Source organism: Tenacibaculum sp. 190524A02b, from assembly GCF_964036645.1.
Taxonomy (GTDB): Bacteria; Bacteroidota; Bacteroidia; order Flavobacteriales; family Flavobacteriaceae; genus Polaribacter; species Polaribacter vairaonense.
On the sequence record NZ_OZ038525.1, the window covers coordinates 2882826 to 2907500 of the forward strand.

Consider the following 24675-nt stretch of genomic DNA (forward strand, 5'->3'; position numbering starts at 1 on the left):
AAAAAATGGGAGTTATTTTTTAACTACTACTAATACTATATCTTTAAATATTTACTCTGCATTATCTAAAAATTCCTTGAATCTTTCTGTAAACTTTTCAAAAAATGATTTAGATTTTTGTTTCGGTATTTCTTTTTCTTCAATTGGTTCTTCTTTTACTTCTTCTTCTATTCTTCTTTCAAAAACTGGTTCTTCAGGTATTTCTTCAACAGCTTCTTCTTTGACCTGTTTATCTAAGCCTTCCATTAACAACCCGACTGCTGTTGCGTAAGCTGGACTAGATAAAACATCATCAGAATCACCTGCTAAATGTTCATTAGGATACCCTATTCTAACATCCATACCCGTTATATATTCTACTAACTGTCTTAAATGTTTTAATTGTGAGCCTCCTCCTGTTAAAACAATCCCTGCAATTAATTTACCTTTTTGAGTTTCGTGTCCGTAATTTTTTATTTCTAAATACACGTGCTCAATGATTTCTTGTACACGTGCATGTATTATTTTAGATAAATTTTTTAAGGTTATTTCCTTAGGTTCTCTACCTCTTAAACCTGGAATAGAAACAATCTCAGTTTCTTTGTTCTCTCCAGGCCATGCCGAACCAAATTTTACTTTTAGAAGTTCAGCTTGTTTTTCTATAATAGAGCATCCTTCTTTTATATCCTCTGTAATTACATTTCCTCCAAAAGGAATTACAGCGGTATGCCTTATGATTCCATCTTTAAAAATGGCCAAATCAGTGGTACCTCCACCTATATCAATTAGCGCAACCCCTGCTTCTTTTTCTTCCTGACTTAATACCGCTGATGCTGATGCTAAAGGCTCCAGTGTTATATCTGCTAGTCCTAAACCTGCACTTTTCACACACCTACCAATATTTCTTATAGAAGATACTTGCCCAACCACAACGTGAAAATTAGCTTCAAGTCTTCCTCCATACATTCCTATTGGCTCCTTTATTTCTGGTTGACTGTCTACTTTATATTCTTGTGGTAATACATGTATAATTTCTTCTCCAGGCAGCATCACTAATTTATGAACCTGACTTATTAAACTTTCTATATCCTCATCATCAATTACCTCATCTGCCTTATCTCTTGTGATGTAATCACTGTGATGTAAACTTCGTATATGTTGACCCGCAATCCCAACTACAACATCTTCTATTTGCTGTCCCGAAACACTCTGTGCTTCATCTACTGCTTGTTGAATGGATTGGATAGTTTGTGTAATGTTATTTACCACGCCTCGTTTTACACCTAAACTTTTCGCTTTTCCTATACCTAAAACTTCGAGTTTTCCATATTCGTTTTTGCGTCCAATCATGGCAACAATCTTGGTTGTACCAATATCTAATCCAACTGCTATTTTATTGTTTTCCATCTTGATTTTGTTTTGTGCACACAACTTGATTGTGATACTTTACATTTATTGTTTTATACTTTTTTATAGAACCATCTAATAATGCTTTATTATAAAAAGCTTTTAGCTTTTTAAACTTGATTTTTGCTTTTTCTAAATTTCCAAAAACCACCTTATAGCTGCCTGTACGAACTGTAAAAACATATTCGTTTTGAGCATTTCTTTCAATTGCGATAATTTCTTTTGTAAAAAAATCATCACTTAAAATAATTTCTATTAACTGAGTTAGTTCTTTGATTTCTTCAGTACCCTCTACCCCAAAAACTAATGGCACTCGAGCTGAAAAATTGCTAGACAAAGGCATTTTAACTCCATACTTATCAACATAATAAGAGGTACCTTTATCAACAATTCGGGCTATAGCTTTACGCTGCTTTATTAGCGTTTTCAACTCTCCGTTAATCGTTAAAAAAACGGTTGCTTCTTCAACATAGGGGTTTGCTGAAACATTGGCTTCTAGAGAGTGTAAATCTACTACTCTTTTTGCTTGGTTTTTAACAAATTCCTCATTTTGTATTAACAATTTATCAACCGCGTTGTGTGTCAGAAAGTTATTATCACCAGCTCTAAACTCCACTACTGTGTTTTTCACTTTTTTATGTCCGTTTCTTTTAGAAGCAAACCCATATAAAAAGAACAAAAACGCCATTAACACAATAAATGATATGTAAACTATTACTTTTTTCACACCTTCGCTTTAAATTTTCTAACTAACTTTTCTTTTGCTTCCTCTATCATTAAACCTATATCTCCAGCTCCAAGCATCACTATTATTTTTTTATCTGTTTTTAAAATTTTTTCCAGCATCTTTTCCTTACTAACCAGCTGCTTGTTTTCTATAGTCATTTTATTTAATAACCATGAAGAAGTAACTCCTTCAATAGGCAACTCTCTTGCTGGATAAATATCCAATAGTACAACTTCATCAAACTTTGATAATTCTTTCGCGAAATCGTCAATAAAATCACGAGTTCTACTAAATAAATGTGGCTGAAATACTGCCAATACCTCTTCTTCTGGATATAATTCTCTAACAGAAGCTTCAACCGCTTTAATTTCTGTTGGATGATGTGCATAGTCATCAATTAACACAACATCCTCTGTTTTTATTTTATAAGAAAATCTTCTTTTAACCCCCTTAAATGTTTTTAATTGTTCTTTTATTGTTTCTTCTGAAACACCATATACATCTGCCATTGCTAGGGCCGCTAAAGCATTCATAAGATTATGTCTCCCTGGTAATGAAAATGTTAAATTTTCAATTTTCTTGGTTGGTGTTTTTACGTTAAACAAATAGCTTCCATTTACTATTTGCACATCATACGCTTCATACCCCGCATCTTCTTCTATTGCATATGTAATTCCATCAAGCGGCAACCCTTTTGCTACAATTAAAACATCATTAACCTTTGCCGAAAAATCTCTAAAAGATTCTTCTAAAAAAGCTTCTTCGCCATATATATCAAGATGATCTGCATCCATAGAGGTAATACAAGCTATGTCCGGCGATAATTTCAAAAAAGATCGATCAAATTCATCTGCTTCAACTACTGAAACCTCACTTTCTCCTAGAATCAAATTAGAGTTATAATTTTCTGCAATCCCTCCTAGAAATGAAGTTCCTCCTTGAGATTGCATTATATGTCCTAAAATAGAGGATGTAGTTGTTTTTCCATGTGTTCCAGCTACTGCTAAACAAAAAGTATCTTTAGTTATCTCTCCTAAAATTTCTGATCTTTTTAAAATCAAATAGTCATTACTCTTAAAATAAGAAAGTTCTTGATGACTAGAAGGTATTGCTGGTGTATAAACAACAACCGTAACTTCCTTATTCAAAAATGATAATGGAATATTTTTAACTGCATCTTCAAAATGAATTGCCACATCTATTTGCAACAACGCATCTGTGATAGGTGTTGCTACTTTATCATATCCCGCGACATTTTTTCCATGTACTGCAAAATATCTAGCAATAGCACTCATTCCTATTCCTCCTATCCCTACAAAGTAAATATTTTCGATTTTCCTTAATTCCATTCCTAAATTAGCATCTTTAATAATACTTAATTAGCTACTATCTTTACTATTTGATTTACAATATCATTGGTTGCATTTGGTAATGCTAACACTTTTATATTCTCGCTTAAACTTTCCTGTTTACCTTTATCTTTTAAAAGCGACTCTAGTACAACTGAAAACGTATCTAACTCATTTTCTTTTATTAGTATTGCTCCGTGCTTATCTACAATTGCTTTTGCATTTTTTGTTTGATGATCTTCAGCTACATTGGGTGAAGGAATAAAAATGGTTGGTTTACCAACTATACACAATTCAGACACTGAACTTGCCCCTGCTCTAGACACAATAAAGTCCGCCGCTGCATACGCTAAATCCATTCTATTCAAGAACTGATGTACTTGCACATTTTCAACTTCTGAGTACTTCTTATACTCATCAACATATAACTTTCCACATTGCCATATCAATTGAATATTTTGCTCTTTAAAAAATTCTAGTTCAGCTTCTATTAATTGATTGACTCTTCTTGCTCCTAAACTTCCTCCTAAAACAAGTATCGTTTTCTTTTTAGTATCCAACTTAAAAAACTGCTTTCCTTCTTCTTCTTTGGTATGAATAAACAATAAATCTTGCCTTACAGGATTTCCTGTTTTAACTATCTTTTCTAATGGAAAAAATCGTTCCAAATTATCATAAGCAACACATATCTTTTGTGCTTTTTTTGCTAGTAATTTATTAGTAATCCCTGGATATGAATTTTGTTCTTGAATAAGTGTTGGTATTCCTTTTTTATTAGCCATCATTAATGTAGGCCCACTAGCAAAGCCTCCAGTCCCTACAGCTACATCTGGTTTAAATTTTCTAATTATTGAATTTGCTTTCCATAAGCTTGATAATAACTTAAACGGAAACATTAAATTTTTTACTGTAATCTTCCTTTGTATTCCAGAAATCCACAACCCTTTAATATCATAACCTGCCTGAGGTACTTTTTCCATTTCCATTTTATCTTTAGCACCAACAAATAAAATAGTGGCTTCTGGATAACGAAGTTTTATTTCATTTGCTATAGCTATTGCTGGATAAATATGACCTCCAGTTCCTCCTCCGCTTATGATAACATTAATCGATTGTTTCATGTAAAATATCTAAAGGATTATCATCTAATATTGTTTCTTCAGTTTCATCTTTTGATGCACTTACACTTAAAATCATTCCCATTGCAAAACAAGTCATCCAAATAGAGGTACCTCCACTACTTATCAAAGGCAAGGTTTGCCCTGTAACTGGTAAAATATTTACTGCAACAGCCATATTAATCATAGCTTGAAAAACTATAGGAATCCCTACTCCTATTACCATAAGTGTACCAAAAATGGTATTTGCTTTTTTTACTGTTATTAAAATCCTAAACAATAGTAAAAAATAAATAAAAACCACTAAAAAAGCTCCAACTAAACCATACTCTTCTACAATTATTGCATAAATAAAATCAGAAGAAGATTGTGGTAAAAAACTTTTTTGCACACTCTTTCCTGGCCCTTTACCTATTGGTCCACCAGTAGCTATGGCTATTTTTGCCTTTTCTACTTGGTAACCCTCTGCTCCATCTGACTTTGAAAAATTCTCTAATCTATTTTGCCAAGTATTAATACGATTTGGCATTGCGTCTGGAAAAGCTTTTGCTACCAAAATAAAAAACAGCAACGAAAACAACCCAATTGCCAAAATATAACCTATATATTTAAGAGGGTATCCTCCAATATAAGCTAACAATAAAATCATGCTAAAAAATATGGCTGTGGTAGAAAAGTTTGCTGGTAGTATTAAAACCAAAACCATACCTACCGGTAACCATAACTGCAATAAACTTTCTCTAAATTGTATCGCTTTTTCTTTATTTTTAGCTAAATACCTAGCTACATATACCATTAAAACCAACCCTGCCAATGTAGACGTTTGAAAACCTATCCCTACAAATGGAATTCTAATCCATCTACTAGCATTTGCTCCCTCAATAACAGTTCCTTGAGCTATGGTAAATATTAAAAGTAAAATAACAACAGGCAGCATCAACACCGAACCTCCACTAAAATACCTATAAGGAACCTTATGCACCGCGTAAATTATAGCAAACCCAGTTATTAATAATACAATATGTTTTATTAAGTGTCCTATTGTAGAACCATTCCCAACTACATATACTAAATTTGTACTTGCACTGTATACTGGCATAAATGAAAATATTGCCAATACAGTTACTATTGCCCATATTGCCCTATCTCCTTTTATATGTTTGAAAATGGATTTCATTTATATTACAAATTTCTTACAGCTTCTTTAAACTTAACACCTCTATCTTCATAACTCTCAAACAAATCAAAGCTTGCACAAGCTGGAGATAACAATACCGCATCTCCTTTTTTAGCTATTTTATGTGCTACTTTTACTGCTTCTTCTGCACCCGCTGTTTCTACTAGAATATCTACTACATTCTGAAATGTATTTATAATTTTATGATTATCTAACCCTAAACAAACGATACCTTTTACCTTTTCTCTAACTAACGGCAATAAATCTTCATAATCATTTCCTTTATCCACTCCACCAACAATCCAAACTGTTGGGCTATCCATACATTCTAATGCATAATAAGCTGCATTAACATTAGTTGCTTTACTATCATTTATATATTGAACTCCATTTATTTTCAATACATTTTCCAAACGATGTTCTACACCTTCAAAGTCTGACAAACTTTCTGCTATTGTTTGTTTTCTTACTTTCAACAACCTTGCTGCCATTGCAGCAGCCATTGCATTTTTTGTGTTATGTTTTCCCTGTAACTTTAAGTCTGCAACACTCATTATAACTTCCTCTGTATTTATTTTTAATATTATTTTGTCATCTCTTAGAAAAGCTCCTTTTCTCAGCTCTTTCTCTATTGAAAAAGGCATTAATTGAGCTTTTACATCATTATTATTTAACCAATTACATATAACCTCATCATCTTCATCATATATCAAATAATCTTTATCAGTTTGATTTTTTGTTATACGAAATTTTGACGCAATGTATTTCTCAAAATCGTAATCATACCTATCTAAATGATCAGGCGTAATGTTAGTTATTATAGCTATGTGAGAATTAAACGACTCAATTCCATCTAATTGAAAACTGCTTAATTCCAACACATAATTAGTATACTCTTGCTCCGCTACTTGCTGCGCAAAACTATCTCCAATATTTCCTGCTACCCCTACATTTATCCCAGCATTATTAAGCAAATGATGCGTAAGCAAAGTAGTGGTAGTTTTTCCGTTTGAACCTGTTATACCAACAACACTAGCTTTTGTATATGATTTAGCAAACTCAATTTCTGAAATAACAGGAACTCCTTTTTCTTTTAACTTTTGGATTAAAGCTACTTTATCAGGAATACCTGGGCTCTTCATCACTACATCTGCATTGTAAATCTTTTGTTCAGTATGCTGATTTTCTTCAAAATCTATTTCATTATGTAATAGAACTTTTTTATATTTTTCTGTAATTGTTCCTTTATCAGAAACAAAAACTCGCCATCCTTTTTGCTTTCCTAAAAGCGCTGTTCCTACACCGCTTTCACCACCACCTAACACAACCAATTTTTTCATTTACCTCAATTTTAGGGTAACAATAGCCAATACTGCTAACAAAACACCTACAATCCAAAACCTATTCACTATCTTACTTTCATGGTAACCACTTTTTTGATAATGATGATGTAATGGAGACATTTTAAAAACTCGCCTCCCTTCTCCATACTTCTTTTTAGTATACTTAAAGTAAGATACCTGTATCATTACTGATAAGTTTTCAGCCACAAAGATTCCTGCTAGAATAGGTAATAACAATTCTTTTCTTATCGCTATAGCAATTACTGCAATTATTCCTCCTATAGTTAAACTCCCCGTATCTCCCATAAACACCTGAGCTGGATACGTATTATACCATAAGAATCCCATTAACGCTCCTGCAAATGCGAAAATAAACACTGTCATTTCACCAGAATTTGGGATATACATAACATCTAAATAATCTGCAAAAATTATATTTCCAGACACCCATGCAAATATTGCCAAAGCCACGACCATTATAGCTGAAGTTCCTGCTGCCAACCCATCTATTCCATCTGTTAAATTTGCTCCATTAGAAATTCCCGTAACCAAAAATACCGTTACAAATATGAAGATTATCCATCCATAGTCTCTATAGTTTTCGCCAAGAAAACTCAATGCTTTTGCATAATCCAACTCGTTATCTTTCAAAAAAGGCACTGTTGTTTTTGTTGATTTATGAGCCTCTCCAAAAACTTTTCTTCTGCCGTTTTCAGAAACTACCTGTTCTTCTAAAGGAAGTTGTTCTTTTATGGTAACATCAGGATGAAAATACAACATCGCCCCAACAATTACCCCTAAACCAACTTGACCCAAAACCTTGAATTTTCCTTTTAAACCCTGCTTATCTTTCTTAAAAACCTTTATATAATCATCTGTAAAACCAATAACTCCCATCCAAAGAGTGGTTATTAAAAGAATAATGATGTAAATATTCTCCAGTTTTGCTAGTAACAATACCGGAACCAACGTTCCTAATATTATAATTACACCCCCCATTGTTGGTGTTCCTGCCTTTTGACTTTGTCCTTCTAAACCTAAATCTCTAATCGTTTCTCCTACCTGTTGTTTTCTAAGAAAATTAATTATTCGTTTCCCAAAAATCATGGTAATCAACAAAGACAATATAAAGGCTGCACCAGACCTGAATGTTATAAACTGAAATACACTAGCTCCAGTTAAATTAAACTCACTTTCTAAGTATTGAAAAATATAATACAACATTCGTTATGATTTTTTTAGTTGATTAAAACATCTTTTAACTTCCTCTAAATCATCAAAATGAATCCGCTCTCCATTTATTTCTTGATAATTTTCATGCCCTTTTCCTGCAACCAAAATAATATCTCCTTTCTGCGCCAACTTATAAGCCGTTTTTATTGCTTGCCTCCTATCTAAAATAGACAGTGTTTTTTTATAGTTTTCTCCTGAAACTCCCTTCTCCATTTCATCTATTATCTGTTGTGGATTTTCTGTTCTTGGGTTATCTGAAGTAAAAATTGCTTGCGAACTTAATTGTGAGGCTATATGTGCCATTTTAGGTCGCTTTGTTTTATCTCTATCTCCACCACAACCTACTACTGTTATTACATTTTCATTTCCTGTTCTAATATCATTAATCGTCTGTAATACATTTTTCAATGCATCTGGCGTATGCGCATAATCTACAATTGCTGTTACTGCATCTTCTGATACTTCATACTGAAACCTTCCACTTACACTTTCTAATTGACTAAGCAATCTCAAAACTTCAATATTTTCAACCCCCAACAAACTAGCAACTCCATAAATTGCCAATACATTATAAGCATTAAATCCTCCTATTAGTTTTGTCCAAACCTCTACTCCGTTTACCGTTAATAAACTACCAGAAAAACTTTTTTCTAAAAGCTTCGCTTTATAGTCTGCTATTGTTTTTAATGCATAGGTATATTTTGACGCTTTGGTATTCTGAAGCATCATTTGTCCATTTTTATCATCTATATTCACCAAAGCAAAAGCTGTTTTAGGCAAAGAGTCAAAAAATGTTTTTTTCACATCTCTATACTCAGCAAACGTGTTATGATAATCTAAATGATCATGAGACAAATTTGTAAACACACCTCCTACAAAGTTTAACCCTTCCGTTCTCTTTTGGTGTACTCCATGCGAGCTAACCTCCATAAAACAAAATTCTACCCCAACAGCTACCATCTTTGACAAGTACTTATTAATCACTAATGAGTTTGGTGTTGTATGTGTAGCTTTGTATTCATCTTCATCAACCATTACTTTTACAGTTGACAGTAACCCAACTTTATAACCTGCATTCTTAAAAAGTTTATATAATAAAGTGGTTATTGTGGTTTTTCCATTAGTACCGGTTACTCCAACTAATTTCAAATTATTAGCTGGATTGTCATAGTAGTTTGCTGCTACAATAGCTAAAGCCTTATCTGAATCATCAACCTCTATATAAACCACATTATCTTGCTTAACTTCAGGCAATACTTCACAAATAATTGCGGTAGCACCTAGAGCAATAGCTTTTTCTATATAATTATGTCCATCAACAGTTACTCCTTTTTGCGCTACAAAAAGACTATTTTTAATAACCAACCTACTATCATAATGTATTTCACTTACAGAAGCATTCGTATCTCCTAATATTGAATTTACACTAACCTTATATAATATGTCTTTTAATACTTTCAATTACGATAGTTTTAAATACACTTTTGCTCCTTTAGAAACTTTAATTCCTTTTTCTACTGATTGTTCCACTACTTTACCTTTTCCAATAAACTCAACTTTCAACCCCATATTCTCAAGTAAGGCAATCGCATCCATCCCACTCATCCCTATCACTTTAGGCATAATCGTTTTATATTTCCTTAATTTCTCATAATAGTTCTGATATTGCTTATCAATTTTAGCATAAGAAATTGTATCTAAAACTTGCTGCTTATTAATTGGAGTAGTTGTATATATTTTCTGAGCAATTTCTTTAAATATAGGTGCTGCTACCTGCGCTCCATAATAGCCCTTTTCTTTTTTAGGCTCATGAACTACCACAATACAAGAATATTTTGGTTCATCTGCAGGAAAAAAACCCGCGAAAGAGGCTACGTATTTTTTATTTGAATAATGTCCATAAACAGTTTTCCCTTTACTATCCTTATGCTTAGGTATCCATTTTTTAGCAGTACCCGTTTTACCTGCCATTGAAAAATTAGATGAATAAATATTTTTTGCAGTTCCTTTTTTCACCACATTTTCCATTACTTTACGAACTTTATTCAAGGTAGTTTGTGAAGCTATCCTTTCTTTTAAAACCTCAGTACCAAAGCTCTTATCCACTTCACTACCTACTCTTAATTCTTTTACAAAATATGGTCTCACCAATTTACCATCATTTGCTACCGCATTGTAAAAAGCTAAAGTTTGCAAAGGTGTTAATGAAACTCCATAACCCCAAGCCATCCATTCTAACGAAATTGGACTCCATGATTTTTCTGATGGATTAGGAATATAAGGCCTTCCTTCTCCTTTTATTTTAACCCCTGTTTGCTTATCTAATCCAAATGATTTTAATTTCTTTATAAATTTCTGAGGTTTTTTGTCATAATGCTTTCTTATTACTTTAACAATTCCAACATTAGACGACACCTCAAAGACTCTTCCCAAAGACACTTTCCCATAACCTCCCGCTCTACTATCCTCTACCTTTCTATTATTAATAAATATCTTTCCTCTTTCACAATCAACCACCGTAGATGTATCTGCCATTTTATCATCTAAAGCCGCCATAAGACTAGCCAACTTAAATGTTGAGCCTGGCTCATGACTCTCCCAAACCGCATAATTCCTCTTCTCATAATACCTCCCTTTTGAGGTTCTTCCTAAATTTGAGATCGCCTTAATTTTACCGGTTTCTACTTCCATTACTACAGCACAACCGTGATCTGCTTCAAAATATTCTAATTGTTTCAATAAAGCATGATGTGTAATATCTTGAATATTCACATCAATTGTTGTTATAATATCATGACCATCAATTGGTTCTTTTTCATTCACATCATTTATTGGCTTCCATTGCCCTTTCGCTATTTTTTGTTTTAATCTCCATCCATTTTCTCCTTGCATATATTTTGCGAAAGCCCCTTCTATACCAGCTCCTCCTCTATAATCATCATACCCAATTGTTCTTTCTGCTATTTTACCTATAGGATGTACTCTAACTGTTTGCTGTTCTGCTATAAATCCACCTTTATAAACACCTAGATTAAATATTGGAAATGTTTTCATTTTGGCATAATCATTATAACCAACACTTCTAGCAATTAACAAGTACCTGTTTTTTCTCTTTCTTGCATTTCTTAATTTTTTTTGATAATAATCAACCGATTTTCCAAACAAATCTGACAATGATTCTGACAACGCTCTAATCTCTCTTTCAAAAACACCTGATTCTACTGACATCACATCCATCCTAATAGTAAACTTAGACATTGATGTAGCTAATAAATTTCCATCCGAAGCATAAACATTACCTCTATTAGCAAAAATAGTATCATTTCTAACCGTTTTTTCCAGAGATAACTTTCTGTATTTTTCTCCTTCTATATATTGAAGTTTAAAGATTCTAAAAATAATAACCACAAAAAAAAGCGTCATTAAAATCACTACTATATATAGTTTATTTAATATGCCTTTTTTTACTACCATCTTTTACTCTATTCTTTATTTAACGGTTACTTTTATTTTTTTAGGCGGCTTTTTTGCTGGTTTAAGCCCTTTTATTTTTACTTTTTTCCGAATACTACTCTCCAACTTCATCCGCATTAACGTAGTACTCGTATCAACATATTCTGCCCTTAGCCGTCTTTTCTCTTTATTAAGCTCTGCTATTTTAACTACTTTAGCATCTACCTGATGAGCACTAGAAATCATAATAAGTAATAGCGCAACTACAAATATTAAAATCCTCCAGTTTTTAAAAGCACTCTCATCTGTAAGAAAACTACCACGTAAAACATCATATACACTTTTCTTAACCTTTGACATACTTTTATTACTTTAAAGTTGCTACTCTTAATTTAGCACTTCTAGCCCTATTATTTTCTTTTATCTCTTTAGCTGTAGGTATTATTAACTTCCCTACTTTTTTTAATGGCTCATTGGTATTCCCAAAAAAATCCTTTTCTGGCTCACCACTAAACAAACCTGTTCTAATAAACCTTTTCACTAATCTATCCTCTAATGAATGATATGAAATCACACTTAACCTACCTTCTTCACTTAACAAACTTGGCATCTGCTCCAAAAACTCTTTCAACACCTCCAACTCTTGATTCACCTCTATGCGTACCGCTTGAAATATTTGTGCTAAAATCTTATGTTCTTTTGCTTTTGGCAAAAAACGACTCAACACTTCTTTCAACTGAAAACTAGTTTTTATCTCTGCTTCTTCTCTTGATGCTACAATTGTTTTTGCCAACACTCTTGCATTTCTAAGCTCACCATATAAATACAACACATCCGCCAAACGACTTTCCTCATATTTATTTACAACCTCCCAAGCAGTTAACTTAGACTTTTGATCCATCCTCATATCCAAATCCGCATCAAACCTTGTAGAAAACCCTCTTTCAGCTGCGTCAAATTGATGAGAAGAAACACCTAAGTCTGCCAAAACACCATCCACCTTCTTCACACCATAAAAGCGTAAAAACCTAGATATAAACCTAAAATTCTCACCTATCAACACAAACCTTTCATCATCAATCTTATTACTATGCGCATCAGGATCCTGATCAAAAGCAAACAATCTCCCTTTCTCTCCCAACCTACTGAGAATCTCTCTCGAATGTCCGCCACCACCAAAGGTCACATCTACATACACTCCATCCTCTTTTATATTAAGCGCATCTACACTTTCTTCCAACAACACTGGATTATGATAATTCATCTTCTTCTATATTTCCCATCACCTCTTCTGCTAAATCCGCAAAATCAACAACAGCATCATCAATAATTTTCTCGTATTCTTCTTTATCCCAAATCTCTATTATATTTACTGCAGACGATAACACAATCTCTTTTTTCAACCCAGCAAACTGGCATAAGTCTTTAGGTACCAATATCCTCCCTGATGCATCAACCTCTACCAACTTCACCCCAGCAGTAAACCTTCTTATAAAATCATTATTCTTCTTAACAAACCGGTTCAATTTATTTATTTTCGCCATCACCAAATTCCATTCCTGCATAGGATATAACTCTAAGCAAGACTGAAAAACAGACCTTTTCAACACAAACCCCTCTTGAAGAACAGCAGACAACTGCTTCTTGTAGGCTGAAGAAACCATAAGCCTACCCTTGGCATCCATCTTACATTCATATGTCCCAATTAGGTTAATCACACAACAAATTAATAGTTTGCACCAAAAATATAAAAAAAATACCACTTTTTACCACTTTCCCCCACTTTGTTAATAAGTTTTACCGCTCTACTTAACTTACTGACTAAAAACACATTGACCTACAACAGCATATAGCAAATAATAAAAATGAAAATGTGCTAAAAAAAAACTACATTTGTCGTTGAGTCAAATCAAACTTTTTTATGACTGAATTTTTAAAAAAAGAAGGCAAATTTACATACGCAGAAGCTGGAGAAGGCAGACCAATTATTGTTTTACACGGGCTCATGGGGGCATTGAGTAATTTTGACGCGACTTTTGATTATTTCTCAAAAAAAGGATATCAAGTTTTTATCCCTGAACTTCCTTTATACACACTACCTTTAATAAAAACAAACGTTAAGAACCTAGCTAAATTTCTACATGAGTTTATTGAACTTAAGGGTTTAAAAGATGTTGTATTATTAGGTAATTCTCTTGGCGGACATATAGCTTTATATTATATCAAACATTATCCTCAAGATATTTCAGCATTAGTATTGACAGGTAGCTCTGGTTTATATGAAAACTCTATGGGAAATAACTACCCTAGAAGAGGCGATAAAGAGTTTGTAAGAACAAAAACTCGTGATGTTTTCTATGATCCTGAGATTGCTACTGATGAACTTGTAGATCAAGTTTATGACGTAATTAATGACAGAAATTCTCTTGTAAGAACTTTAGCTATTGCTAAAAGTGCTGTACGTCATAATATGGCTAAAGACTTGCCTAACATGCAACAACCTACATGTTTGATATGGGGAAAACAGGATACCGTTACTCCACCTGAAGTTGCTGAAGATTTCCATAAGTTGTTACCAGATTCAGATTTATACTGGATTGATAAATGTGGACATGCTGCGATGATGGAAACACCAGAGGAATTTAATAATGTTTTAGAACAATGGTTAACTAACCGTAATTTATAAACTTTCATTCCATGAAAATTAAATCAGCTGAATTTGTGATGAGTAACACAAATGTTACTAAATGTCCAAAAGACAGGATTCCTGAGTATGCATTTATTGGACGCTCAAACGTTGGGAAATCATCATTAATTAATATGTTGATGGAGCGTAAAGATTTAGCTAAAACATCAGGAAAACCGGGAAAGACTCAGCTTATTAACCACTTTAAAATCAATAATGAATGGTTTTTAGTAGATTTACCAGGATATGGATATGCTAAGGTTTCCAAAAAGAAACGAACTATTTTTCAATACTTTATTGAAAACTACTTTAGAGAGCGCGAACAATTGGTGTGTACTTTTGTTTTAATTGACAGCCGTCATGATCCTCAAAAAATTGATTTGGACTTTATGCGCTTCTTGGGTGAAAATCAAATTCCTTTTTGTATTGTTTTCACGAAAGCTGATAAGTTGGGTAGTTCTAAACTTAACAAACAAATTACCTCTTACAAGAAGAAACTTTTAAATACTTGGGAAACATTACCTACCTCTTTTATTACGTCTTCTTCAACAGGTTTTGGTAGAGATGAGTTTTTAAGTTTTGTTCAGCAAATAAATCAAGATGTTGCTGAAAATTTTAAATAAAGTTACTATTTGCTCAAAATAACGGTATGCACTCAACAAAAGAAAATCTTCAAGTTTTACATGAAGATAATCACTTAATAATTATTAATAAAAGAGCAGGCGATATTACCCAAGGTGATAAAACTGGAGATAAACCATTAAGTGATATTGTAAAAGAGTACATTAAAGATAAATATAATAAGCCTGGCAATGTATTTTTAGGAACGGTTCATCGTTTAGATCGTCCTACTTCTGGTATTGTGATTTATGCCCGAACCTCAAAAGCATTAGAACGTTTAAATAAAATGCTTAGAGATAAAACCATAAAAAAAACATATTGGGCAATAGTAAAAAATACTCCCCCTAAAAAACAAGACACTTTGATAAATTTCTTGAAAAAGAATCCTAAAAACAACAAATCATTTGTTCACAAAAAAGAAATTCAAGGTAGTAAACAAGCCGTTCTTCACTATAAAACCATAAAAAAATTAGACAATTACACCTTATTAGAAATTGATTTAGAAACAGGAAGGCACCATCAAATACGCACACAATTATCTCATATTGGTTGTATTATTAAAGGAGATTTAAAATATGGTTTTAATAGAAGTAATAAAGATGGTAGTATTCATTTACATGCAAGAAAAATTAAATTTACACACCCAGTTAGTAAGGAGTTAATTTCTATCACCTCACCACCTCCTATTGACCCTATTTGGGATGCTTGTCTGTAATTCGTATATTTAGGGAAATTTCTTCCAATGAAAGCCCTTAAATACGTATCTATTTTAATCTTACCTATTACCGTGTGTGTATCATTTACACATTCAGGGTGGCTTACATTTTTACCTTTAATAACTTTTTTTGGTTTTGTTCCATTATTTGAGTTTCTTTTTAAACCTGACAAAAGAAATTTTAGTAAAGAAGAAGAAATAAAGGAAAAAGGAAATAAGCTATATTCCTATATCTTATATTCTACTGTTCCAATTCAGCTATTTTTTTTAATTTGGTTTATATTTTTGATGCAAAACACTGAGATTTTCTCTATAAATACTTTAGGAAAAATTTTTGCCATGGGGTTAATGTGCGGCGTTATAGGAATTAATGTTGGTCATGAATTAGGTCATCGTAACAATAGATTGGATGAATTTTTAGGCGAACTATTATTGCTTACCTCCTTGAACACTCATTTTTTACCTTACCATAATGCAGGACACCATTTTAATGTTGCAACCCCAAATGACGCAGCTACAGCTAGAAAAAATGAAATTGTCTATCTATTTTGGTTTCGTTCACATTTCCAAAGCTACTATCAAGCTTGGCAATTAGAAAATAAACGATTAAAAAACACAAACAGAACTTGGCTACATTACCAAAACAGAATGGTTATATACACCTTATGTAATTTAGTATTACTAGGTAGTATCTTATACTTTTTCGGGTTTTCTTCATTTGTTTCTTTTATCATTTCCTCTGTTATAGGAATATTATTACTAGAAACTGTAAATTATATAGAACATTACGGACTCTTACGTAAAAAAAACGAACGTGGTAGATATGAAAGAGTAAAAAGAACACATTCATGGAACTCAGATCATGTTATTGGAAAAATAATGCTATTTAACTTATCAAGACACTCAGATCACCATTACAATGGAAGCAAACATTATCAACTACTAAAATCATTACCAGAAAGTCCACAAATGCCCACTGGTTACCCTGGAATGATGTTAATTGCATTACTTCCACCTCTATGGTTTTCAATAATGAATAAAAAACTACAAGAACTATAAATAGAATGCAAATTTCACAACTTATTCAAAGTCAAAAAAACTACTTTAACACACAACAAACAAAAGATATTTCATTCAGAAAAAAAAACTTAAAACACCTACAAAAAGAACTTATAAAAAGAGAGCAGGATATTATTAATGCGCTATATAAAGATTTTAGAAAATCAGAATATGAGGCTGTAATGACAGAAACAGCAATTGTATTATCTGAATTAAAATTAGCTATTAGTAATATTGATTCTTGGAGTAAACCTAAGCGTGTTTTACCTTCTATTTTAAATTTTCCTTCATCAGCAAAAATTTACAAAGAGCCTTATGGTACTGTATTAATCATAGCTCCTTGGAACTATCCATATCAGTTAGCTTTATCACCTCTAATTGGTGCCATAGCTGCAGGTAACACAGTTGTCTTAAAACCTTCTGAACTAACACCAAATACGAGTACTGTTATCAAAGAAATAATTGAAACCGTTTTTGATAGCAAACATATAGCTGTTATTGAAGGTGGGGTTCCTGTTGCTCAAGAACTTCTTGCTCAACGTTGGGACTATATCTTTTTTACTGGAAGTGTTCCTGTAGGAAAAATAGTTGCCAAAGCTGCTGCTGAACATTTAACACCTGTTACTTTAGAACTCGGAGGAAAAAGTCCTTGTATTATTGAAGAAACAGCAAACCTCAAATTAGCTGCTAGACGATTAGTATGGGGGAAATTTATAAATGGAGGACAAACTTGTATAGCTCCAGATTACTTAGTAGTTCATAAATCTATTAAAAACAAGTTTATTACATACTTTAAAGAGGAAATTTTTAGAGCTTATGGTGAAAACCCACAAGAATCTACTGATTTCCCTCGTATTGTTAACTCCAAAAACTTTGACAGGTTAGCACAAATGTTAATTAATGAGAACTGTATTATTGGTGGCGAAACAAACAAAGAAGATAATTACATAGCTCCTACTTTAATTGATGAACCTAGTTTGAATAGTGAAGTAATGAAAGGAGAAATATTTGGGCCTATCTTTCCTTTACTTACTTACAATCAAGAATCTGATATTGAAACTATTTTATCTAAATATGATAAACCGCTTGCTCTTTATGTTTTTACCAAAAAAAATAATTTTGCTAAAAAAATAATCAGTCGTTATTCTTTTGGTGGCGGTACTATAAATGATACTACTGTTCATTTTGCAAATCATAGATTGCCTTTTGGAGGCGTAGGAGAAAGTGGTATAGGTGGTTATCATGGTAAACAAACCTTTGATACTTTTTCACATAAAAAAGGAGTAGTAAATAGAGGTACTTGGCTTGATATACCTACAAGGTATGCTCCTTATAAAGGAAAATTAAAACAGCTTAAAACCTTAATGAAATTCGGGTAATTTTTCCCTTAAAACTTTATCTAAAGGATTAAAACAATGTCAGAAAAAACAGTCTCAGATGCTATAAACTATCGCCGTTCTATAAGAATATACGATGCTGATAAACCTATAGATTCTTCTATAGTAAAAAAATGTATTCAACAAGCTAGCTTAGCACCTACTAGTAGTAATATGCAACTATGGGAGTTTTACCATATCACCTCTAAAAAAACTATTGAAAAGATAACTCCTTTGTGTTTCAATCAAAATGCTGCTAAAACAGCTCAACAGTTAGTAGTATTTGTAGTACGAAAAGATTTATGGAGAAAAAGAGCTAAAGCTAATTTAGCTTTTATGGATAAAGTTTTTGGTAAAAACAATCCAAAATCTAAACAATCTTCAAGAGAAAAAGTAGCCAGAAACTATTATGGAAAACTAATCCCCTTTACTTACTTTGATGTATTAGGAATTTTCGGCTGGCTAAAGTATTTAATGATTCTTATTATTGGCTTATTCAAACCAATTTACCGAGAGGTAAAAAATAGCGACATGCGCTTAGTAGCACATAAAACTTGTGGATTAGCAGCTCAAACTTTTATGTTATCCATGGCTGCTGAAGGTTATGACACCTGTCCTATGGAAGGCTCTGACACATGGCGAGTAAAGCGTGTTTTAGGTTTACCTTTCTCTGCTGAAATAAATATGATTGTTTCTTGTGGTATTAGAAAACCCGAAGGCGTATATGGTGAGCGTTTTAGAATTCCTTTTGAAGAAGTTTATACTGAAGTATAAATAGAATAACATAAAGTTTACAACTACTAATGTATTTAACTACTCTTTATATAAATTAGGTTACTAACTTCAAAAATACACCTACACTTTTACTTTATAATAATAGACCTAGATTTTTTAATATGCTAAAAAGTTAATAAGTCTAGATACTATATGAGTAATATTTACACACTCGCTTTCTTTATTTACACGCCTTTTACACACTACTCATTTCTTCAACAAAAACACAAACAACTAAATACCAATACATTAAAGCAATGTCGATTTATATAATTATCAATGGCATACTTATTTCAATACTTCAATGAATAATAACTATAAATAATATAAATCATGAAAAAAGTAATTTTAGCTACTGTAATTTTAGCAGGAACCGTTTCTAATTATGCTACTAATATTAACAAATTACCTATACATAAAATTGTTCACGTTAATCAGAGTCAAAATTTCATTGAAATCTCCCTTGATAAATTACCAGAAGCCGTAATAAGTGCTTTGCAAAAAGAATATCCTCAAGCATCAATAAGTAAAGCTTTTATTAATAAAAAAGAACAATACAAACTTGAACTTATTATAAAAAAAGAGCTAAAAGTTGTATATGCTGATAAAAATGGAAAATGGTTAAATGAAGAAGAAATAAATAAGTAAAAAGTAATAAAATAGTTTTCCCTTCAATTTTATCCCCAAAAGAGCGTTTTGATTAAAAACGCTCTTTTGTCTTATAAAAAACGTAAACTCATTACTTCATGAAAAAAATCCTATTAGTGGAAGATGATATAACCTTTTCAGAAATGCTAAAACATTTTCTTGAACGCCATCAATATAATGTAGATATAGGCTACACCATAAAAAGCGCCTCAAATTTACTTAATAAAAGCACCTATAGTTTAGTATTTACAGACTTGCGATTACCAGACGGTAATGGAATAGACTTTCTAAAACAAATAAAAAAAACAAATAATACCCCTGTGGTTTTAATGACAGGTTATGCTGAAGTAACAACAGCTGTTAAAGCCATGAAACAAGGTGCTTTTGATTATATTTCTAAACCTTTTAACCCTGATGAGGTTATAGAAGTAATAAAAAATGCTTTAGATGAAAAAAAGAATCCCCAAATTGCAAAGAATTCTAAAAGTAAAGACCTTAAAAACAGATTTAGTTTTGTAAAAGGTATAAGCGATGTATCTAAATCTTTATACGAATATATTGATTTAGTAGCACCTACTAATATGTCAGTACTTATTACAGGAGAAAGTGGCACAGGCAAAGAAGTTATAGCTCAAACTATTCATTCACAAAGTACAAGAAAAAATCACCCTTTTATAGCGGTAGATTGCGGTGCTATACCTAAAGAAATTGCCTCAAGTGAATTTTTCGGACATAAAAAAGGAGCTTTTACTGGAGCCTCAAATAATAAAATAGGGTATTTTGAAAATGCCAACGGTGGCACACTTTTTTTGGATGAAATTGGAAATTTAAATTATGAAAATCAAATACAGCTTTTACGTGCTTTACAAGAACGAAAAATAAAACCTATAGGTAGCAGTGAAGAAGTTATAGTAGACATTCGTTTAATCACTGCTACCAATGAAAATTTATTAACAGCTGTTGAAAAAGGTAAATTCCGAGAAGATTTATTCCATAGACTAAATGAATTTTCAATAAAAACACCTAGCTTAAGAGAAAGAACTGATGATTTAATCTTATATGCAGACTTTTTCCTAAATAAAGCCAATCAACAACTCAATAAATCTATCATTGGTTTTTCAAAAGAAGTCCTTGCTTTATTTCAATCTTACCACTGGCCTGGTAATTTAAGAGAATTATCAAATGTCATTAAAAGAGCAGCTTTACTATCACAAACTAAAATTATAGAAAAAAAAACATTACCTGAAGAACTAGAAAGAACAGTTAATCAAAATGCTACTTCGCATAAGTTTTCAACTAAAGAAAATGAAAAAACACTTATTATAAAAGCCTTACAAGAAGTAGGACACAACAAAACTAAAGCTGCTAAACTATTAAGTATTACAAGAAAAACATTATATAACAAAATAAAAGAATACAATCTTAACTAAGATAACTTTCTAACTCAAAAATAAAAATGTCTAATTCTTTTTTAAAATCTAAAAAAAGAGAGTCATTTACCTTTTTAGCTATTTCAAACTTCTCCATAAACAACACAATTTTAATTACATTTAGTTGCCTAAACATAGGTAACATTTTATGATTTATAGCTTTAAAATTAGATAAGTCATTATTATTCTTTGCCTTTTCTAACTTTAAAAAATTATTTTTCGAATCTTTTAAAAACAAAGTCAATGTATTTTTCACAGCTAATTCATCATAGTTTAAAAACGTTTCTAAAGAAGAAATATCAAAACCTTTTGCTTTATACCCATTTAATTTTTCTCCTTTCATTTTTATTATTTCATAAAAAAAATGCTGAATAATTTGCTCCAATTCATCAGGATGAAATGGTTTAAACAACACTTCAGAAAATCCATTTTTAATATACTCACTCTTTACTAAACTAGCTCTTCCCGTCATTGCTATAACTGGCTGTCCATTATAAAAGTCTTCTTTTTTTAAAACTTCCATAAAATGTACTCCGTTCATTCTTGGAAGTTGTATATCTGTTAAAACAAAATCGTATAAAATACCACTAATACTTTCTAAAGCAGCTTGTGCATTACTAAAAAGAAAAACTTCTATTCCTAAGCTATTTAAAAGTTGTTTTAAAAGCTTTCCCATAACTATATCATCTTCTACTACAATAGCCCTTAAATTATAAGCAACACTTTCAACATTCGATCTTCTCTTTTCTTTCAAAGATCTATTAGATAAATTTACTGGAATACTTAAAATAAAACTACTCCCTTTTCCTAAACTACTTTTTAAAGTTAAAGCCCCACCTAACAACCTTGCTAATATGTTAGAAATAGTTAGTCCTAAACCAAACCCTTTTTCTCCATCTATATTAGTTCCTACTTGTGTAAATGCTTTAAAAACTCTTTTTTGCTCACTTTCACTAATACCAACACCTGTATCAATTACCTCTATTTTTAATTTTTTTCCTTCTTTAGTATTCACTAAATTACTTTTTAATGTAACTGTCCCCTTTTCTGTAAACTTACAAGCATTTGTAACCAAATTATAAAGGATTTGTTTTAGCCTAAATGGATCACTTATAATATTAGTATTAATAGTTTTATCATGTATAAATACTATAGTAATAGGCTTATTACTTATTAAATCTTTTGCTTTAACTACAACTTCATTTAAAAGTTTTTCTAAATCAAAAGGTACAGATTCAATGCTTATTTCTCCATTTTCTAATTTAGAAAGCTCTAATAAATCTCCTACTAGTCTCCTCATATATACAGAAGCATTTTGTATATGTGTTATATAATTTTTCTCTTTAGTATTTACAGTAGCATTTTGTAATAATTCACTATATCCAATAACAGTACTCAAAGGCGTTCTTAAATCATGACCTACCATAGAAATTAGTTGTTCTCTACTTTTTAAAAGCGATGATGTCTTCTCATTTGCATTTTCTAATTCAACACGAAAGTGCTGACTCTTCCAAAAATCGTTGAGTATTATAAATGAAAAGAAAACAACAATTATAAAGCTAAACCCACTTCCTAAAAAAATAATATTCTTACTCCTATTCAATATTCTTCTACGTTGTAAGTGCATTCTATTAGTATAAGTAACAACATTATTTTCTAAAACACTTATTATCTCCCTCAACTTTTTAGAAATTGTTAGATCATTTTCTATTAATTCTCTTTCCTTTAATAGCAAAGATCTCTTTTTATTAGTATTATCTATTTTAGCTTTTTGAAGTATATTTTTTGAAACGGATACCAATGAATCTATTTGCTTTTCATCTTTACTCCTTGTTGACTTCTCAACGTCATTAAATTTATTAACTAAACGAAAGTACTCTTCTAATTCATTTCTTGTTTTGTAATCTAAAAACTGTGAATTTTCAACAAGATTTTTTATCGAAATTTTATCAAAAAGTGAGTTAATTGAACTTAACTTATTAATTGCTTCGTTAATAGATTTTTCAGATGCATTCCAACGTGTCAATTTTTTTAAACTCTTTATATTTTTTCTCTTATTTATTAGCACTAATCTTATAGTATCCAAAATATTTTTTTGCAAGCTATCTTTTATAGAGAGACTTAAAGAATCAATATTCAACAATATTTTCTTATTCTCTACAACATATTCATTAAACTTTCTTCTCGAATTTAATTGAATAGCGGCTCTCCCTAAATTCTCATTTTCATAAATACTAGCTATTAAACTTCCTGTATGTATTATTCTTTCATCATCTAAAACTCTTTCTTCATGAACCTTAACAAATCTTTTAACTTCAGCAAATATTAATAAGCCAGAAATAATAGCTAAAACTCCTAAAATTGTATACCCAAATAAAACTTTGAATGCTATTTTATTCTTTGAAACCTTCATAAAAATTAAGTATTTACAAGTTCTTTTAGTCAAAAAACGTTTTTATAACAACTAAATTTTGAAGTGCCCTAACAAATAAATTGAATTGTTTTTTAAAATGATAAATAAGCTAAAAAAGAATTTATATCCTGCATTTTTAATTCGTACTAACAAACATCATCACTCTTCTATCAATAAAAAGGCAAAATACATCTAGTACCAAATGATACAAAAACAGTAAGTTCAATTACAATTAAGTTAACTATGAATACAAAAATGTATAACACATTTACAAAAACAGTAAATATCACTACAATTAAGTTAAAAAAGTATACAAAAAAGTGAAATTTATTTACAATAATAGAAAACACTATTACAATTATGTAAAGATTCTACACAAAAATGATAACAAAGTAAGCAAACATAGTAATAGTAGCCACCTAAATAATAAAACATGCTATAATTTCTAGCGATTAAAGCCATTATAGAAGCTTTTAAAAAGACATAAACTTAGTCTTATAAGGTATGAATAATTAGACAGTATATTCTCCTTTAAAAACTACTAAACAAAAATACATATTGCATTTATGAATTTAAATTTGATGAATAATTAAAAGAATAAATAAAGTAAGCTTTATTAATTTATAGAAACTTTAGTGTATAAAAAAAGCTCTTAGTTTTTCAACTAAGAGCTTTTAAAAAAGAAAGGCAACGACCTACTCTCCCACCATTGGCAGTACCATCGGCGCTAATGGGCTTAACTTCTCTGTTCGGAATGGTAAGAGGTGAGCCCCATTGCAATAATCACCTTAAATCGTTTCAGTTTATTTCAACTGTATAAGTTAACATATGGTAAAATGATTGATTCGTTTTATAGAATTAGATATTGTTTAGTAAAGAGTTTGCTTCCCCTCACAAGGAGGGGAAGTACGTACATAAGCCTATGGGTTATTAGTACTACTCGGCTACATACATTACTGCACTTACACCTATAGCCTATCAACGTGGTGATCTTCCACGACCCTTTAAAGAAATCTCATCTTGTGGTGGGTTTCGCGCTTATATGCTTTCAGCGCTTATCCCTTCCCGACGTAGCTACTCTGCAGTGCCCCTGGCGAGACAACAGATACACTAGAGGTCAGTCCAACTCGGTCCTCTCGTACTAAAGTCAGATCCACTCAAATTTCT

The 24675-nt window shown here is 31.5% G+C and carries 21 protein-coding genes and 2 rRNA genes (1 of these 23 cut by a window edge); 8 read left to right on the top strand and 15 right to left on the bottom strand.

Annotated elements, in window-relative coordinates; translation table 11 throughout:
* Positions 1-51 precede the first annotated feature (51 nt).
* Genes ftsA through mraZ form a run of 12 tightly spaced genes read right to left on the bottom strand, consistent with a single transcriptional unit; the run spans position 52 to position 13504 of the window.
* Positions 52-1386, bottom strand: a complete 1335-nt coding sequence (ftsA, locus tag ABNT65_RS11785; RefSeq protein WP_348707089.1) for a cell division protein FtsA — start codon at positions 1384-1386, stop codon at positions 52-54.
* Positions 1373-2113 carry a cell division protein FtsQ gene (locus ABNT65_RS11790; protein ID WP_348707090.1) on the bottom strand — a complete coding sequence of 247 codons (741 nt, stop codon included), beginning with the start codon at positions 2111-2113 and terminating at the stop codon, positions 1373-1375. The genes ftsA and ABNT65_RS11790 overlap by 14 nt, the downstream gene beginning before the upstream one ends.
* Entirely contained in the window at positions 2110-3462 is a 1353-nt protein-coding gene (gene murC / locus ABNT65_RS11795; protein WP_348745924.1) for a UDP-N-acetylmuramate--L-alanine ligase, read from the bottom strand. Before murC ends, ABNT65_RS11790 begins: the two co-directional genes overlap by 4 nt.
* 26 nt (positions 3463-3488) lie before the next feature.
* Positions 3489-4583, bottom strand: coding sequence for an undecaprenyldiphospho-muramoylpentapeptide beta-N-acetylglucosaminyltransferase (gene murG / locus ABNT65_RS11800; protein ID WP_348738226.1), 1095 nt, complete (start codon positions 4581-4583; stop codon positions 3489-3491).
* Positions 4567-5757, bottom strand: a complete 1191-nt coding sequence (locus ABNT65_RS11805; protein WP_348707093.1) for an FtsW/RodA/SpoVE family cell cycle protein — start codon at positions 5755-5757, stop codon at positions 4567-4569. The genes murG and ABNT65_RS11805 overlap by 17 nt, the downstream gene beginning before the upstream one ends.
* Positions 5758-5762: 5 nt before the next feature.
* Entirely contained in the window at positions 5763-7097 is a 1335-nt protein-coding gene (murD, locus tag ABNT65_RS11810) for a UDP-N-acetylmuramoyl-L-alanine--D-glutamate ligase (RefSeq protein ID WP_348745925.1), read from the bottom strand.
* Positions 7098-8324, bottom strand: a complete 1227-nt coding sequence (mraY, locus tag ABNT65_RS11815; RefSeq protein WP_348738229.1) for a phospho-N-acetylmuramoyl-pentapeptide-transferase — start codon at positions 8322-8324, stop codon at positions 7098-7100.
* Positions 8325-8327: 3 nt separating this feature from the next.
* Positions 8328-9794: a UDP-N-acetylmuramoyl-L-alanyl-D-glutamate--2,6-diaminopimelate ligase gene (locus ABNT65_RS11820; protein WP_348745926.1), complete on the bottom strand. Its 1467-nt coding sequence runs from the start codon at positions 9792-9794 to the stop codon at positions 8328-8330.
* A complete protein-coding gene (locus ABNT65_RS11825) occupies positions 9795-11807 on the bottom strand; it encodes a penicillin-binding protein (RefSeq protein WP_348738232.1) in 2013 nt (670 codons plus the stop codon). It lies immediately after the preceding gene.
* A gap of 15 nt (positions 11808-11822) precedes the next feature.
* Entirely contained in the window at positions 11823-12146 is a 324-nt protein-coding gene (locus tag ABNT65_RS11830) for an FtsL-like putative cell division protein (RefSeq protein WP_348745927.1), read from the bottom strand.
* A 7-nt stretch (positions 12147-12153) separates the two neighbouring features.
* The gene (rsmH, locus tag ABNT65_RS11835; protein WP_348738234.1) at positions 12154-13050 is read right to left on the bottom strand and encodes a 16S rRNA (cytosine(1402)-N(4))-methyltransferase RsmH; all 897 of its coding nucleotides are present in this window, start codon (positions 13048-13050) and stop codon (positions 12154-12156) included.
* Entirely contained in the window at positions 13037-13504 is a 468-nt protein-coding gene (mraZ, locus tag ABNT65_RS11840) for a division/cell wall cluster transcriptional repressor MraZ (RefSeq protein ID WP_348745928.1), read from the bottom strand. Before mraZ ends, rsmH begins: the two co-directional genes overlap by 14 nt.
* Positions 13505-13707: 203 nt before the next feature.
* Between mraZ and ABNT65_RS11845 the strand changes: the two genes are divergently transcribed.
* The 8 genes from ABNT65_RS11845 to ABNT65_RS11880 all read left to right on the top strand — a co-directional run bounded on the left by ABNT65_RS11845 (position 13708) and on the right by ABNT65_RS11880 (position 21095).
* The gene (locus tag ABNT65_RS11845) at positions 13708-14472 is read left to right on the top strand and encodes an alpha/beta hydrolase (RefSeq protein ID WP_348707101.1); all 765 of its coding nucleotides are present in this window, start codon (positions 13708-13710) and stop codon (positions 14470-14472) included.
* Positions 14473-14483: 11 nt separating this feature from the next.
* Entirely contained in the window at positions 14484-15095 is a 612-nt protein-coding gene (gene yihA, locus ABNT65_RS11850) for a ribosome biogenesis GTP-binding protein YihA/YsxC (RefSeq protein WP_348707102.1), read from the top strand.
* Between the two features lie 26 nt (positions 15096-15121).
* Positions 15122-15808, top strand: a complete 687-nt coding sequence (locus ABNT65_RS11855; protein ID WP_348745929.1) for an RluA family pseudouridine synthase — start codon at positions 15122-15124, stop codon at positions 15806-15808.
* Positions 15809-15835: 27 nt separating this feature from the next.
* On the top strand, positions 15836-16867 hold the full coding sequence (locus tag ABNT65_RS11860) for an alkane 1-monooxygenase (RefSeq protein WP_348745930.1): 1032 nt from the start codon (positions 15836-15838) through the stop codon (positions 16865-16867).
* A gap of 5 nt (positions 16868-16872) precedes the next feature.
* The gene (locus ABNT65_RS11865; RefSeq protein WP_348745931.1) at positions 16873-18246 is read left to right on the top strand and encodes an aldehyde dehydrogenase; all 1374 of its coding nucleotides are present in this window, start codon (positions 16873-16875) and stop codon (positions 18244-18246) included.
* A 36-nt stretch (positions 18247-18282) separates the two neighbouring features.
* Positions 18283-19017 carry a nitroreductase family protein gene (locus ABNT65_RS11870; RefSeq protein ID WP_348707106.1) on the top strand — a complete coding sequence of 245 codons (735 nt, stop codon included), beginning with the start codon at positions 18283-18285 and terminating at the stop codon, positions 19015-19017.
* Positions 19018-19350: 333 nt separating this feature from the next.
* Positions 19351-19665, top strand: coding sequence for a hypothetical protein (locus ABNT65_RS11875; protein ID WP_348738241.1), 315 nt, complete (start codon positions 19351-19353; stop codon positions 19663-19665).
* 98 nt (positions 19666-19763) lie between these two features.
* Positions 19764-21095 carry a sigma-54 dependent transcriptional regulator gene (locus tag ABNT65_RS11880; protein ID WP_348738242.1) on the top strand — a complete coding sequence of 444 codons (1332 nt, stop codon included), beginning with the start codon at positions 19764-19766 and terminating at the stop codon, positions 21093-21095.
* Here ABNT65_RS11880 and ABNT65_RS11885 read toward each other — a convergent pair.
* From ABNT65_RS11885 to ABNT65_RS11895, 3 genes are all read right to left on the bottom strand, one after another.
* Entirely contained in the window at positions 21088-23508 is a 2421-nt protein-coding gene (locus ABNT65_RS11885; RefSeq protein WP_348745932.1) for a hybrid sensor histidine kinase/response regulator, read from the bottom strand. The genes ABNT65_RS11880 and ABNT65_RS11885 overlap by 8 nt on opposite strands.
* Before the next feature lie 682 nt (positions 23509-24190).
* Positions 24191-24299 (bottom strand): 5S ribosomal RNA (gene rrf / locus ABNT65_RS11890).
* A gap of 119 nt (positions 24300-24418) precedes the next feature.
* A 23S ribosomal RNA gene (locus ABNT65_RS11895) occupies positions 24419-24675 on the bottom strand; it runs 2611 nt beyond the window's last position.

Bases quoted from the DNA above. Each gene is read 5' to 3' on its own strand.
- ABNT65_RS11885 (WP_348745932.1), bottom strand. From the start codon at position 23,508: ATGAAGGTTTCAAAGAATAAAATAGCATTCAAAGTTTTATTTGGGTAT.
- ABNT65_RS11855 (WP_348745929.1), top strand. From the start codon at position 15,122: ATGCACTCAACAAAAGAAAATCTTCAAGTTTTACATGAAGATAATCAC.
- ABNT65_RS11875 (WP_348738241.1), top strand. From the start codon at position 19,351: ATGAAAAAAGTAATTTTAGCTACTGTAATTTTAGCAGGAACCGTTTCT.
- ftsA (WP_348707089.1), bottom strand. From the start codon at position 1,386: ATGGAAAACAATAAAATAGCAGTTGGATTAGATATTGGTACAACCAAG.
- murD (WP_348745925.1), bottom strand. From the start codon at position 7,097: ATGAAAAAATTGGTTGTGTTAGGTGGTGGTGAAAGCGGTGTAGGAACA.
- yihA (WP_348707102.1), top strand. From the start codon at position 14,484: ATGAAAATTAAATCAGCTGAATTTGTGATGAGTAACACAAATGTTACT.
- ABNT65_RS11865 (WP_348745931.1), top strand. From the start codon at position 16,873: ATGCAAATTTCACAACTTATTCAAAGTCAAAAAAACTACTTTAACACA.
- mraY (WP_348738229.1), bottom strand. From the start codon at position 8,324: ATGTTGTATTATATTTTTCAATACTTAGAAAGTGAGTTTAATTTAACT.
- murC (WP_348745924.1), bottom strand. From the start codon at position 3,462: ATGGAATTAAGGAAAATCGAAAATATTTACTTTGTAGGGATAGGAGGA.
- ABNT65_RS11845 (WP_348707101.1), top strand. From the start codon at position 13,708: ATGACTGAATTTTTAAAAAAAGAAGGCAAATTTACATACGCAGAAGCT.
- ABNT65_RS11805 (WP_348707093.1), bottom strand. From the start codon at position 5,757: ATGAAATCCATTTTCAAACATATAAAAGGAGATAGGGCAATATGGGCA.
- ABNT65_RS11880 (WP_348738242.1), top strand. From the start codon at position 19,764: ATGAAAAAAATCCTATTAGTGGAAGATGATATAACCTTTTCAGAAATG.
- ABNT65_RS11860 (WP_348745930.1), top strand. From the start codon at position 15,836: ATGAAAGCCCTTAAATACGTATCTATTTTAATCTTACCTATTACCGTG.
- rsmH (WP_348738234.1), bottom strand. From the start codon at position 13,050: ATGAATTATCATAATCCAGTGTTGTTGGAAGAAAGTGTAGATGCGCTT.
- ABNT65_RS11870 (WP_348707106.1), top strand. From the start codon at position 18,283: ATGTCAGAAAAAACAGTCTCAGATGCTATAAACTATCGCCGTTCTATA.
- ABNT65_RS11830 (WP_348745927.1), bottom strand. From the start codon at position 12,146: ATGTCAAAGGTTAAGAAAAGTGTATATGATGTTTTACGTGGTAGTTTT.
- murG (WP_348738226.1), bottom strand. From the start codon at position 4,583: ATGAAACAATCGATTAATGTTATCATAAGCGGAGGAGGAACTGGAGGT.
- ABNT65_RS11825 (WP_348738232.1), bottom strand. From the start codon at position 11,807: ATGGTAGTAAAAAAAGGCATATTAAATAAACTATATATAGTAGTGATT.